General features: G+C 34.7%; 14 protein-coding genes and 1 pseudogene. 11 read left to right on the top strand and 4 right to left on the bottom strand.

Annotation, left to right across the window (positions count from 1 at the left end; all coding sequences use genetic code 11):
• Positions 1 to 138: 138 nt before the first annotated feature.
• Positions 139 to 438 (bottom strand): hypothetical protein, encoded by a 300-nt coding sequence (locus LPC09_RS14545; protein WP_098794794.1) that lies wholly within the window; start codon positions 436 to 438, stop codon positions 139 to 141.
• A 136-nt stretch (positions 439 to 574) separates the two neighbouring features.
• On the opposite strand from LPC09_RS14545, the gene LPC09_RS14540 reads away from it, so the two are divergent.
• Positions 575 to 1672 carry a PRK06851 family protein gene (locus tag LPC09_RS14540; protein WP_098794795.1) on the top strand — a complete coding sequence of 366 codons (1098 nt, stop codon included), beginning with the start codon at positions 575 to 577 and terminating at the stop codon, positions 1670 to 1672.
• 33 nt (positions 1673 to 1705) lie between these two features.
• Here LPC09_RS14540 and LPC09_RS14535 read toward each other — a convergent pair whose 3' ends face one another.
• Positions 1706 to 2392: an SIMPL domain-containing protein gene (locus LPC09_RS14535; RefSeq protein ID WP_098794796.1), complete on the bottom strand. Its 687-nt coding sequence runs from the start codon at positions 2390 to 2392 to the stop codon at positions 1706 to 1708.
• Positions 2393 to 2543: 151 nt separating this feature from the next.
• On the opposite strand from LPC09_RS14535, the gene LPC09_RS14530 reads away from it, so the two are divergent.
• Positions 2544 to 2813, top strand: a complete 270-nt coding sequence (locus tag LPC09_RS14530; protein WP_098794797.1) for a DUF1292 domain-containing protein — start codon at positions 2544 to 2546, stop codon at positions 2811 to 2813.
• Positions 2814 to 2915: 102 nt separating this feature from the next.
• On the opposite strand, the gene LPC09_RS14525 is transcribed toward LPC09_RS14530, so the two are convergent.
• On the bottom strand, positions 2916 to 3818 hold the full coding sequence (locus LPC09_RS14525; protein ID WP_231307655.1) for an MBL fold metallo-hydrolase: 903 nt from the start codon (positions 3816 to 3818) through the stop codon (positions 2916 to 2918).
• 185 nt (positions 3819 to 4003) lie between these two features.
• On the opposite strand from LPC09_RS14525, the gene LPC09_RS14520 reads away from it, so the two are divergent.
• The 4 genes from LPC09_RS14520 to LPC09_RS14505 all read left to right on the top strand — a co-directional run bounded on the left by LPC09_RS14520 (position 4004) and on the right by LPC09_RS14505 (position 7144).
• Entirely contained in the window at positions 4004 to 4930 is a 927-nt protein-coding gene (locus LPC09_RS14520) for a DMT family transporter (RefSeq protein WP_098794799.1), read from the top strand.
• Between the two features lie 138 nt (positions 4931 to 5068).
• Positions 5069 to 5626: a cysteine dioxygenase gene (locus LPC09_RS14515; protein WP_098794800.1), complete on the top strand. Its 558-nt coding sequence runs from the start codon at positions 5069 to 5071 to the stop codon at positions 5624 to 5626.
• A gap of 134 nt (positions 5627 to 5760) precedes the next feature.
• The gene (locus LPC09_RS14510) at positions 5761 to 6516 is read left to right on the top strand and encodes an exodeoxyribonuclease III (RefSeq protein WP_098794801.1); all 756 of its coding nucleotides are present in this window, start codon (positions 5761 to 5763) and stop codon (positions 6514 to 6516) included.
• A 58-nt stretch (positions 6517 to 6574) separates the two neighbouring features.
• Complete coding sequence (locus tag LPC09_RS14505; RefSeq protein WP_098794802.1) at positions 6575 to 7144, top strand: branched-chain amino acid aminotransferase; 570 nt, start codon at positions 6575 to 6577, stop codon at positions 7142 to 7144.
• Positions 7145 to 7211: 67 nt separating this feature from the next.
• Here the strand turns inward: LPC09_RS14505 and ppnP are convergent, their stop codons facing one another.
• The gene (ppnP, locus tag LPC09_RS14500; RefSeq protein ID WP_098794803.1) at positions 7212 to 7526 is read right to left on the bottom strand and encodes a pyrimidine/purine nucleoside phosphorylase; all 315 of its coding nucleotides are present in this window, start codon (positions 7524 to 7526) and stop codon (positions 7212 to 7214) included.
• 180 nt (positions 7527 to 7706) lie between these two features.
• On the opposite strand from ppnP, the gene LPC09_RS14495 reads away from it, so the two are divergent.
• The 5 genes and pseudogenes from LPC09_RS14495 to LPC09_RS14475 all read left to right on the top strand — a co-directional run bounded on the left by LPC09_RS14495 (position 7707) and on the right by LPC09_RS14475 (position 13040).
• Complete coding sequence (locus LPC09_RS14495; protein ID WP_098794804.1) at positions 7707 to 8624, top strand: AEC family transporter; 918 nt, start codon at positions 7707 to 7709, stop codon at positions 8622 to 8624.
• Between the two features lie 86 nt (positions 8625 to 8710).
• Positions 8711 to 9850, top strand: coding sequence for a M20 family metallopeptidase (locus LPC09_RS14490; RefSeq protein WP_231307654.1), 1140 nt, complete (start codon positions 8711 to 8713; stop codon positions 9848 to 9850).
• 145 nt (positions 9851 to 9995) lie between these two features.
• Positions 9996 to 11731, top strand: a pseudogene (locus LPC09_RS14485) (carbon starvation CstA family protein).
• Between the two features lie 96 nt (positions 11732 to 11827).
• On the top strand, positions 11828 to 12088 hold the full coding sequence (locus LPC09_RS14480; RefSeq protein WP_379051989.1) for a cory-CC-star protein: 261 nt from the start codon (positions 11828 to 11830) through the stop codon (positions 12086 to 12088).
• A 10-nt stretch (positions 12089 to 12098) separates the two neighbouring features.
• Positions 12099 to 13040 carry an ArsA family ATPase gene (locus LPC09_RS14475; RefSeq protein ID WP_231307653.1) on the top strand — a complete coding sequence of 314 codons (942 nt, stop codon included), beginning with the start codon at positions 12099 to 12101 and terminating at the stop codon, positions 13038 to 13040.
• Positions 13041 to 13098 lie beyond the last annotated feature (58 nt).

Here is a 13098-nt window from a genome sequence, read left to right as displayed (position 1 = left end):
GCCGATTATTGGCGTGCTTTTTTCCAGATGAAAATCTACCAACTTACTTATCAAATGATCATTTGAAAATTTTCGCGGACTTAGACAAAAAGCCAAAGCACAAAACTACCTTGACCACCATTTTAATTTCCATCCCTCTTATTTTTTTCTTTTATTTATTTCTTCTGTTACAACAAAAGCTAGGTCTTCATTGCCAAACAATGATAAAACATTAAGGAGGGTTTGATCTGGGATGTGTTCTGATTCTTCTTTAGAAACGGTTAAATCAATTGTTTGTTTAAGGGCATAATTTTCTGATTGCCCAGGATAGGCTCTTAAATAAAGTTCAGTTGGATTAAGATCATGATTCACACACCATTGTGCAAAAATTAAAATCATCATTCCTTCATCTTTTTGATAGTTTTGTATGATTTTTTGTTCAAGTTCTTTTGAGTTCAATTGAAACGATCTCCTTTATTAAATATAGGAACCATTATACAAAAGTTTTGCGCAATACGCGATTTTAAAAATTAGGCATTCACCCTTGTGAGATAATCTACATATGTTAAAGGCAAAGGTGTTAAGGGGTGATTAGATGACAGGAAAAGTTCATCATTATTATGCAGGAGGAAACACTGCCAAAGGTTTTTATAGTTTATATGACTCAGTATTAGAGGATCTAGAGCGTTTATATATATTAAAGGGAGGCCCAGGTACGGGGAAATCTTCTCTTATGAAGCATGTTGGTCAAATGATGGAAGAAAAGGGATTCGATGTAGAGTATTTACATTGTGCTTCTGATAACAAGTCCATTGATGGAGTCATTCTTCCAAATGAAAAAATAGGAATTGTTGATGGAACAGCACCACATGTAATTGAGCCTAAAGCTCCAGGTGTTATTGAAGAGTATGTAAATCTGGGTGTTGCTTGGGATTCTAATAAATTATCGCAGCATAAAGAAGAAATACTTACTCTTAATGAGGAGATTTCAAAGAAATTTAATCAAGCATATGAAACATTTGCTGCCTCATTAAGAGCGCATGATGATATTGAAGACATTTATGTTTCTAACATGGATTTTGCTAAGGCTAACCAGTTAACAGACGAAATCATTTCCTTGTTTTATAAAGAGGAAACATTAGACAAAAAGCCTAGAGTTCAGCATCGTTTTCTAGGAGCAGCAACTCCAGATGGAGCTGTTGATTTTATTCAAAATTTAACAGAAGATATCGAAAAACGTTATTTTATAAAAGGGAGAGCCGGTTCAGGCAAGTCAACAATGTTAAAGAAAATTGTGGCTGCAGGTGAGCAAAGAGGTTTTGATGTAGAAGTGTATCATTGCGGTTTTGATCCTAACAGCCTTGATATGGTGATTTTACGTGAAAAGGGAATTGCTATTTTTGACAGTACTGCACCACATGAATATTTTCCTGAAAGAAATTCTGATGAAATAATTGATATGTATGAACGCTGCATCACACCTGGAACAGATGAAAAATACGCAGAAGACATTGCTAGAACAACAAAGGCATATAAAGATAAAATGAAAGAAGCAATATCCTATCTAGCTGAAGCAAAGCAACTAAGAGACCAGTTAGAATCCTATTATATAGAAGCAATGGATTTTAAGAAAATTGATGCTATTAAAGAAGAATTAACGAAAGAAATTGAGTCGTTTTTAAAACAAAACTAATAGTAAAAAGAGGGCGAAGAATTCGTCCTCTTTTTAATATGGATAAACGACTGTTACGATTGCCTCAATTTCAAGCTTACTTCTTTGTATAGGAGGTGCTGCTTGTAAAGTAGCTTCAGCAGAGAAAGAAAGTGTATAGTCCCTTGGTGAAATGGCTGTAGAATTCTCTGTAACTTTAATCGGAACGGTATTCATGCTAACACCCAGCTGTTGTCCAATGCTTGACGCTTTTTCAGTTGCATTTTTGATAGCAAGTTGTAAAGCTTGCTGGTAGTATAAATCTTTATTTGAAACAACAAACTCGATATTATCTGCGATATTTGCCCCTGCTGCTACTACCGCTTCGTACACTTTACCAACTTGATTTAAATCTTTAACTGTTATTTCAAAAGTATGTTGTACTTTATATCCCTTTAAGATAGAAGATCCTTCGGTGAATTCGTAAATAGGCTGAATGATATATGAAACTGTTTGAATATCTTCTTGTTGGATATTTATTTCTTTCAGAGCAGCTAAACCCTGAGTTGTTATCCTCGCATTTTGTGCTTGTGCTTTGTTAACATCCTCATTTTCAGTAACAAAACCAATCGTAATAATTGCTTGATCTGGTACGGCGTTGACTTTTCCTCTACCTTCTACGGTAACTGTTCTTTGTTGAGGTGTGCTTAATTGTGAAGGGGGAGTTGAACGGTAGAAAGGCGGATAAGAAAAATAGGACATAAATAAACATCCTTCCTTTTATCAAATTTATAACCTAAAAATGAAAGAAATTGTATTTTTTTTATAAAATGTATTGAATGAAATTACATAAATTTGGCATGATAAAGAAGTAATCATCATTTATATGTACGTGTGAAGGGAGCTATTATTCATGGATAAAGTAGAAGTAGGAGAAATTTTTACAATTACGGACGAAAATGATCAGGATAATGAAGTAGAGGTTCTTGCGGCGATTACTTTAGAAGGAACTGATTATGTAGCAGTAGGATTTGTTGATGATATTCAAGAGGAATCTGAAGAAGATATTGATATTTTCTTTTTAAAGATTGATGATGAAGGAGATTTGTCCCCGATTGAAAGTGATGATGAATTTGAAAAAGTGTCGGCTGTTTTTGAGGATATGATGGACGAAGATGAATAAAGAGTATGGATAGGGAGTTGACTGTAGCTTTCTATCCATTATTAATATAAAGGAGAGCCACAGCACAACGGTGGTGAGGAACTCCCTTAGATCGATTCAAGTTCATTCTTTATTAGAATAGACCAAATGTTTGATCGCTCCATTCTCAACCTTATAGCCTAAACGGTGAAGATGTTTTCTTATTCCACTTCGTTCCCACGTTTTAAGGATAGAATGCTCTAAAGTGTTTTTGGGATAAAAAATACCGATACTTGTTAATTCTTCAAAATCTAAACCTTGTTGCACATATTTTTCAATCACGTTATCACGTTGATCGATGATTGAAAGGTATTTTTTCATTGCTTCGTGAAATTCGTCTTTCTGAAATGTTCCTTTTTGATGACCTGTAATAAACGTGTTAGCGTCTAATGAGAGAAGGCGTTGGGCTGAAGAAATAAACTCATCAATGTTACCATCTGTACCGTTATACCATGGACCAAACGTTGTCATATCATAATCTCCTGTAAAAACAACGCCAAAGTCAGGAAAATAAGGGCAAGTAAAGCCTTTTGTATGACCTGGTGTATGCAAAAAAATAACGTTAACGCCTCCAAGACGATATTCTTTCTCGTATTCGTAATACCCGTTAATTTCAGAAAGGCTTTGAATCCATGTTTGCGGAATGTTCTCTGCCCATTCCTTTACGCCTGCAGAACCCCATTCTTGATAAACTCCATTTGCTTTTGCAATTCCCTCAACTGTTAATGACATCTGGTATTCAATTTTATTTATCCACTTTTCTGCTTTCGGAAATAAGTAATTATGACAAGTATGATCGGGATGGTAGTGTGTATTAATAACTAAGTCAACACCGGATTGTTTGTTTAATTGTTGGAGCGAGTGTGGATCAGCACCTGTATCAATTAACACCTTTTCATGTGAACCTTCAATATATAGACTTCTGGAATAAGGAACTTTACTTTTATGTGGACCTTCGATAATTTGAATCGGACCAATTTGTTGCACGATATCACCTCTTGTATTTCTAATTTATTAAAAAAGTCTTTATGAATGAATACTCATTCATTGTACCATAACCAGACTATAATTCAAATAATACGTGAGATGAGGGTGAACTTTCGAATTTTTTATACATTCGTCAAAAGGACAAGCATATGATAAGGAGAGACTAAAATAGAGAGGTATTTATTATGTTGTCATCAAACCATAAATTAGCCGCTTCACTATATGCCACAATGTCCATCACATTTTGGGGAGTATCTTTCGTTTCGACAAAAGCGGTATTAGACAAGCTAGATCCTTTTACATTACTTGTTATTCGATTTGGAATTGGTGCGCTCTTTCTTCTCTGTCTTTTACTTATATTAAAGGAAAAACTTAAAATTAATCCTGCATATATCCCACATTTAATTGTTTTAGGTATATTAGGTGTTTTTATTCATCAGGTTATCCAAGCTAGTGCATTGCTAACGATCGATGCATCTTCAGCAGGTTGGATGATATCTTTATCACCGATTTTCACAGTAATCTTGTCGATGATTTTTCTAAATGAAAGAATGACGGTATTAAAAGCTATTGGAATGATACTAGCACTTTTTGGTGTGTTAATGATTACCACAGGTGGTAGTGAAAAAACGTTTGAACCAGCGTTAAACATAGGTTACTTACTAATGTTGCTAAGCACACTTAACTGGGCAGTCTATTCCGTTTTATTAAAAAAATTAAACATTCCGTTGTCACCGCTAGTTATTACATTTTATATGAGCTTACTAGGATTTGTTTTAACAATTCCTTTTTTGATTCGTAATAAAGGGTGGGAGGCCGTATCTCATTTACAGGCTGGAGAGTGGGCTCATTTACTTTTTTTAGGTGTATTTGTATCAGGAGTTGCTTATTGGTACTGGGCAAAAGCATTACATGTTCTAGAAGCATCACAGGTATCTGTTTTTCTATATTTAGAACCAGTTGCAACATTAATCGCAGCTGTTCTTTTACTAAACGAAAAAATTATTCTCATAAGTGTAGTAGGAGGAATCATAATTATAATAGGAGTGATTTTTGTTAACGGTCAATTTGAAAGGTTGTATGGTTTCTTTTTTTCAAGAAAGTACAAATAGGTTAAGTCTTTTACAAAGGCTTCATCATTACTAAAAAAATATTTTTTTACTTGCTAAACAGCAAGAACATACCAATACATATGAACAGCCTGCTGCATAAAAGACAACTAGAAAAGCAACATCAGGAGGTACATTTGTATGGATTATAAAGACCGAATTCATGAGATTCTTGGAAATTTAGAAAATACATCTAGTGATGCTTTAAAACTGGCGATGGAAGAACTTGCTATTCAGCCTGAAGAATTAGAGCCTATATTAAAGACAGAAGATGATAAACCGTACTACCGAAAGTTGCTTTTTAAGAACGAAAGAGTTGAATTGTTAGTGATGAACTGGTCTCAATTAGAATGTGCGCCACACGATCATGGCAGCTCCTTTGGATGGATTCAAGTGATAAATGGAACGGCAAAAAATACGGTATATAAAGTAGATGGAACAAAATTGCCTATAGAACTCTTTACTGAATTTCAGGAAAATGGAAAAATGTTTTTTGCCCCCGAAAAGGGTGTGCATAAAATGTCTGTTTTAGATAAGTCGAAGTTGGTTACTCTTCATTTATATTCACCACCAATTACTGGAATGAAGGTGTATGATTTAAATAAATGTGCAGCATGTATTGTATCTGACGATTGTGGAGCATGGTGGCCTGAGGAGCAAAGACAAAAAGTGAAAGAAATTCAATTGGAGAAAAATTAGTTATTAAGCGGTTAAAAGCAAAAAGCTTTTACCGCTTATTTTATTACCTAGAGAACATATGTGTTTAGTATTTTAGGAAAATCGTTTACTATATAAGTTCAACAGTCAATTTATGAAATCAGGGAGAAAAATAGATGAAATTAGTATCATGGAATGTAAACGGAATAAGAGCATGTGTGAAAAAGGGATTTTTAGACTATTTTAAAGAAGTTAACGCAGATATATTTTGTATTCAGGAAACAAAAATGCAAGAAGGACAGCTTTCTTTAGAGCTTGAGGGATATCACCAATACTGGAACTTCGCAGAAAGAAAAGGATATTCAGGTACTGCCATCTTTACTAAACAAAAGCCATTGTCTGTTTCTTACGGTATTGGTGATATGAACGAAGAACCAGAAGGTCGAATCATAACGTTAGAATTTGAACATTACTTTCTCATTACAATGTACACACCTAATTCAAAAAGAGATTTAGCAAGGCTTGATGAAAGACTTCAATGGGAAGAAGAAATTCGTGCATATATCACAACCTTGGAGAAAAACAAGCCTGTTATTTTATGTGGAGATTTAAACGTAGCACACCAGGAAATAGATTTAAAAAATCCAAAATCAAATAAAGGTAATTCAGGCTTTACAGATGAAGAGCGTGAAAAAATGTCTTTATTACTGAATGAAGGATTTGTTGATAGTTTCCGTTACTTGTACCCGGAACGAAAAGATGTTTATTCTTGGTGGTCTTATATGAGTAAGGTACGTGAACGAAATATTGGTTGGCGTATTGATTACTTTATTGTGTCAAAAACATTAACAAATCGTTTAATAGATTCTCAAATCCATTGTGATATTTTGGGTAGTGACCACTGCCCGGTTCTTATTGAAATGGATTTATAAATCGAAAGAAAAGGTTATACTATGTAAATAGAGTATTGGAAAGAATGGAGGACATATATTGTTAAAGAATCAGGTTCAGCAGTTAGATAAAGAGATGCCATTATATCTAGTAGAAAAAGAGTATATGAAAGAAAATAATATTTCTTTTGAAGAAAATGGTGGTAATGAGAAAATAGAAAATAGGTTTTTAGGTGCTTATATTGAGCGGAGTAATAAAGAAACAGATGAATTGATTGCAACCGAATCAGATTCCTTCTTATCTGAATCTATATCATATTTTAAAAAACAGAAAGCTGAATTCCTTTATGTTGAATCAAAATGGTTTCATATCATAGCAATTGATGCAGTTTCATTAGAGGTTGATGATGTTTTTGGAACATATGAGGCTATGCTTGGATTAAAGCTCAAAAAGAATCAAGAAAAAACAATTAAATCCTTTCTAGATCGTGAGTTACTAGAAGGAGAAAAGAAATATAATTTAATGTTTAATCAACAAGACGGATTATGGGACTTAAATATTACACTTGATGCGGTAGAGGGTTTTGAAGAAACGAATACTGTTGGCGAAGTAATTGGATCTCTTTATCAATTTATTTTTCATTTGCTAGTAGAAGTTGAAAAAACATAATAAAGTGGAAGCAAGAGATAAACTAAAGTAAGATAAAAGTCGTCCTGTTAGGGACGACTTTTAATGTTTATTCACTTATGTATGAACAACAATAATCAACAACAGAGATTGCTTTTACTTGAAATGTTTCATTTGCCGGTACATAAAAAACACCTTGGCCGTCAATTGTTTTCCAATCTTCACCTTGTAATTTATACTCTAAATGACCTGCTGTGATATCCATCTCTTCTTTGAAGCTTGTAGAAAATTCATACTCACCAGGCTGCATGACACCAAGAGTTTTTTTCGTTCCGTCTTCAAATAAGATGGTACGACTAGTCACCTTGCCCTCAAAATAAACATTTGCCTTCTTTTCTATCGTAATGTTTTCAAATTTTGTCATTTCCTGCAACATCCTCTCAAAGTAGTCTTATTTAATTTATCATAAAATTATGAATAATGAAATAGAATGGTAGGATTGAGTTGATTAGATTGATAATGTGCTAGATGTCCGGTAAAATGAGCAATATTGTATACAGTAGTCAACTAAAGGAATTTAATACAAGTAAGGAGTTATGTCATTTTGGGTAGTTTTAATTTGCAGTTTTTGTATTGCGTCATCATTATTGCATTAGGTTATCTTTTAAAAAGAGGGGGTATCATTAAGGAAAAAGACGGTGAGGGATTATCAAGAATTATTTTTAATATCACTCTGCCAACTTTAATCATCGTGACCTTTCATGATATTAAAATAGAAACATCGTTGTTTTTACTTATCTTAATGGGCTTTCTATATGGGATCTTCATCGGATTTTTTGCCCTTTTTTTATTTAGGAAAAAACAAAGAAACATAAAGGGTATGCTTGGGATGATGGTACCAGGCTTTAATATTGGTCTTTTTGCTTATCCATTAGTAGAAGTTATTTTTGGGAAAGAAGGACTTACCTATTTTGGGATGTTTGATGTTGGAAATGCATTTATTGTTTTTGGCTTAAGCTATTTAATTGGGAGTTTTTATTCAAAAGAAGATGTGAAGCTGGATCCCAAAACAGTGATTATTAAGTTATCAAAATCGATCCCTCTTATGACTTATATTATCGTAGTGATTGTTAATTTAATTGGGTTACAAATTCCTTCAACCATATTAAATGTTGCTGAGATTATTTCTGCAGCAAATATGCCATTATCTTTATTATTGCTAGGAATCTATCTGAATTTTACATTTGATAAAAGCTATATAAAACTAATGGTGCAATTTCTAGGGGTAAGATATGGGATTGGTTTATTAATAGGGGTTTCTTGTTTTTTTCTGCTACCATTTGATGACATGTTTAAATATACGTTATTAATGGGGTTCTTGTTACCAACATCTGTTTCAGTGTTACCTTATTCTGTCGAATTTGAGTATGATCAAAAATTTGTAGGAACATTATCTAATATAACGATCATCTTGAGCTTTATTATACTTTGGGTCTTAGCAAATCTTCTCATATCATCCTAGGAAACACTACTTACCTTTCTGCCTTTATTCTGGTAAAATCTTTATAACTGGATATTAACAGGTAGAGGAAAGAAGGAAACGGCTCCATGGAATCATTTATATATCAGCAAAAAAAAGAAATGCTGACTTTTATTGAAAAATTAGTAAATATAGATAGCAGCTCATATGATAAAGAAGGTGTCGATCAAATTGGTCGCATACTACAGGATAACTACACGGCACTAGGTTTTCATGTAAAGGTCATTCCACAAGAAAATTACGGAAATCATTTGGTTATTCAGCATAAAGAAGCAAAAAATCCAAACATCGTTATTATAGCTCATATGGATACAGTTTTTCCGAAAGGAACGGCAATAGAAAGACCTTTTAAAATTGAAGGCAATCGAGCATATGGACCGGGTGTTATTGATATGAAATCTAGTCAAGCCGCTGTTTTATATGCTATAAAAGCATTACTAAACGAAGGACATAAAGGCTATAAAAACATTAAAATTATCCTTAATAGTGATGAAGAAATTGGTTCACCAACATCACGATCTCTCATTGAAAGTGAAGCAAAAGGTATGAGATATGCTCTCGTCATGGAACCTGCACGAAAGGATGGCTCATTGGTAACAGCGCGCAGAGGGAAAGGTAATTACACGCTTATTGTTGAAGGAAAAGCGGCACATTCGGGGATTGAGCCTGAAAAAGGTCGAAGTGCAATTGAAGAGCTGGCACATAAAATTATTCAACTACATGAACTTTCTGATCATGAAAATGGCATTAGCGTTAATGTAGGTTTAATTGAAGGCGGCTCAAGTGCTAACACAGTTTCTGACCATGCGGAAGCTCAAATTGATGTGCGAATGAAAGAAATCGAGCAGGTTGAAATCATTGAAGAACGACTCGAGGAAATTTGTTCAACTACTGAAGTGTCTGGAACGAAAATTGTTTTAGAAGGTGAAATGAATCGACCTCCAATGGAGAAAAATAAAAAAACAAGAGCATTGCTTCGAATTATACAAGATGTTGGAGATGAAATTGGCATTGAAATAGAAGATACGGCAACAGGCGGTGGCTCTGACGCATCCTTTACCTCCTCACTTGGAGTTGCAACGATAGATGGTTTAGGCCCTGTTGGTGGAAATGCTCATAGTGATAAAGAATATTTGGAAATACCGAGCTTAGTAGAAAGAACTCTTCTTTTGGCAACCATTATCGAACGATTATCAAAAGTTAAGTAATAAGATAGGGCAAACTATTTTTTTAATAGTTTGCCTTTTGTTTTCTATATAAAAATAAATTTCAGAAACTGAGACTTAATTGGTAACGCTTACATATACTTTCTTTGAAGTAATTTATTCATTATCAAAGTGGGAGGGGAAAGAAATGCATGCTGTTTGGTTAGCTGTAATTGGGACAGTTGTATTCTGGTTAGGTTATCGTTATTATTCTAAGTTTGTTGCAGAAAAAATTTACCGCCTTGATCCTAACTATGTTACACCTGCACATGAATTTCAGGATGGAGTTGATTTTGTTCCAACGAAGAAATCTGTTTTATGGGGCCATCATTTTACTTCTGTTGCTGGGGCAGCACCAATTGTAGGTCCTGCGATCGCAGTTTATTGGGGCTGGCTTCCTGCACTGCTTTGGGTGCTATTAGGAACTGTTTTTGCTGCAGGTGTTCATGATTTTGGAACACTAGTATTATCTGTCCGTAACAAAGGGCAGTCAGTTGGAACACTAGCAAACAAGTTAATTGGGAAAAAAGCAAAGTTATTATTCCTCTTTATTATTCTCATCTTAGTACTTATGGTAAATGCCGTTTTTGCTTGGGTTATTTCAAATCTCTTTATTAAGTTTCCGGCAAGTGTCATTCCGGTCTTTATCGAAATTCCGCTAGCGATCTGGATTGGCTACGCTGTTTACAAAAAGAAAGGCAGTATGCTTTTACCATCAATTATTGCTTTAGCCGTTATGTATGGTTCAGCAGTTTTAACAAGTAAAATACCTGCCTTACAAATTGATTTAGTAAAATATTTCGGCGGGGCTGAAGCTAGTGTTGCTTTCGGGTTAAATGGTGTATCAATGGCTTTCTTTATTTGGATTATTATATTAATGATTTATTGCTATTTCGCTTCAACTCTTCCGGTGTGGAAACTGCTACAGCCAAGGGATTATATTAATTCTCATCAATTAGTTGTTGGTTTAGTGATTATGTACGCAGGGTTATTATTCTTAAATCCTGAAATTACAGCACCGATCACAAATCCGGATGCTGCAGATAAGTCTTGGTTTCCACTTTTATTTATAACGATAGCATGTGGAGCGATTTCAGGTTTTCACGGTCTTGTTTCTCTGGAACTTCATCTAAACAATTGAATAAAGAAACAGATGCACGATTTGTTGGTTACTTAGGAGCGGTTGGAGAAGGGTTTTTAGCTTTAATTTCAATTATTGCCTGCGTAACCGTATTTTCAAGTGCAGGAGAATTTAAAGAAGCTTACAGTTCATTTGCAGCTGCAAATGGTGGAGGACTTGGTAATTTTATTGCAGGCGGAGCACAGTTGGCTACTGGAATCGGCATACCGGCTGATATTGCGGCTACCATTATTTCTGTTATTGTTGTTAGCTTTGCAGCGACAACACTTGATTCTTCTGTTCGATTAATGAGGTACATTATCGCTGAACTTGGAACAGAGTATAAATTGGATACTTTAACAAAACCACATGTGGCAACATCAATTGCTGTAGTTGCAAGTGCTGCTTTAGTTTTATTACCAAAGGGACCAAACGGATTTGGATCAGGTGGCTATCTACTTTGGCCTTTATTTGGAACATCCAACCAGCTTTTAGCAGGAATCAGCTTGCTGCTTATTTCCATCTGGTTAAAACGACTTGGTCGAAACTATCTTGTGTCCTTTATTCCAATGGTGTTTATTCTGTTTATGACAATATGGGCAATGATTCAGCAGGTTGTGTTTGAATGGTCAGGCTTAGGATCGACTGACATGAATCTTTTATTATTTATCTTCGGTAGTATTATCCTCGTGTTTGCGATTTGGATTGTGCTAACAGCTTTAAAAGAATTAACGAAAAAAGATCATAAAATAATTCAGGACTAGTATGTTGATAGGGGAACCTTTTCTGAGGGTTCCCTAGTTGGTTATAGATTATTAGATGAAAATATTAGATTAGAAAAAAGCAGGTGAGTACATGTGATAGGACTTTCCTCCATTAAGAAAATACTTCAGCTATATGACGATATTCTCTCTGTTCAACATCGAACGGAAATAGCAAGAGAACTTAGAGATGAAGATGATTTGTTTTTATTTCTTTGTTTATCGGAAACATTAGGTCTTCCAAATCCAGCGTTTTACTACACGCTTGAGCTTTATCCTTATATAATTGAAAAATTTCATGATTGGCACTTGCGAATGGGAATGGAGAAGTCTCCATTAGATGGAATACGATGTTGCTAGGGGGAAGCTAATGATTAAGGAAGAAAAAATCTTGTTTGTTGGTGGCAAAGGCGGTGTTGGAAAATCAACAAGTGCGGCAGCAATCGCCTTAATGCTTGCAAATCTTGGGGAAAAAACCTTATTAGTGTCAACTGATCCAGCACATAATGTTGGTGATATTTTTCACAAAACTCTTAAAAATGATCCAATTCAAGTGTATCCGGGTTTGGATGCGCTTGAAATTGACCCATCTATTGAAACAAGCAACTATATTAAAAAGGTTAAGGAAAACATACGTGGTGTTGTAAAGTCACATATGCAACAAGAGGTATACCGGCAGATTGATGCTGCAAGTTCGGCGCCAGGTGCTGAGGAGGCATCATTATTTGACCGTATTGTTTCCATTATCCTTGATGAGGGAAAAGCATATGATCGAATAATCTTTGATACAGCTCCAACCGGGCATACGTTAAGATTATTAACACTTCCTGAGCTTATGAGCGTGTGGATTGATGGAATGCTTGAGCGGAGAAAAAAGCGAAATGATACCTATACACAGCTCTTGAATGATGGTGAGCCAGTCGAAGATCCTGTTTTTCAAGTTCTTCAACAGCGTAAAACACGTTTTATGAATGTGAGAAAAATTCTTCTAAACAAGAATAAGACAGGCTTTATCTTTATTTTAAACCCAGAACGATTATCAATCATAGAAACGTCTAAAGCCGTCAAAACGCTAGCTGATCATGATTTACATGTTAGCACTCTTTTTATCAATAAAATTCTATCACAAGACGTTGAGGGAGATTTTTGGCAAAAAAGAAAGAAAAATGAACAAGATTATCTTACTTGGATTGAAAAAGAGTTTGCCCAGCAGGATAAGCATTATATCCCTTTGTTTGAAACAGATATTAATTCTTTGGAACTTTTAAAAAGCTTTGCAACATACTTGAACAACCATTTAAAAACAACATAAAGTGGAATGATTGATTGATGAGCGACAAAAGTACTGGAAGAGCGAGGATGGTGTCGTT

The sequence above is a fragment of the Metabacillus sp. B2-18 genome, from assembly GCF_021117275.1.
Classification (GTDB): Bacteria; Bacillota; Bacilli; order Bacillales; family Bacillaceae; genus Metabacillus.
This window is presented reverse-complemented; position numbering and strand designations above follow the sequence as displayed.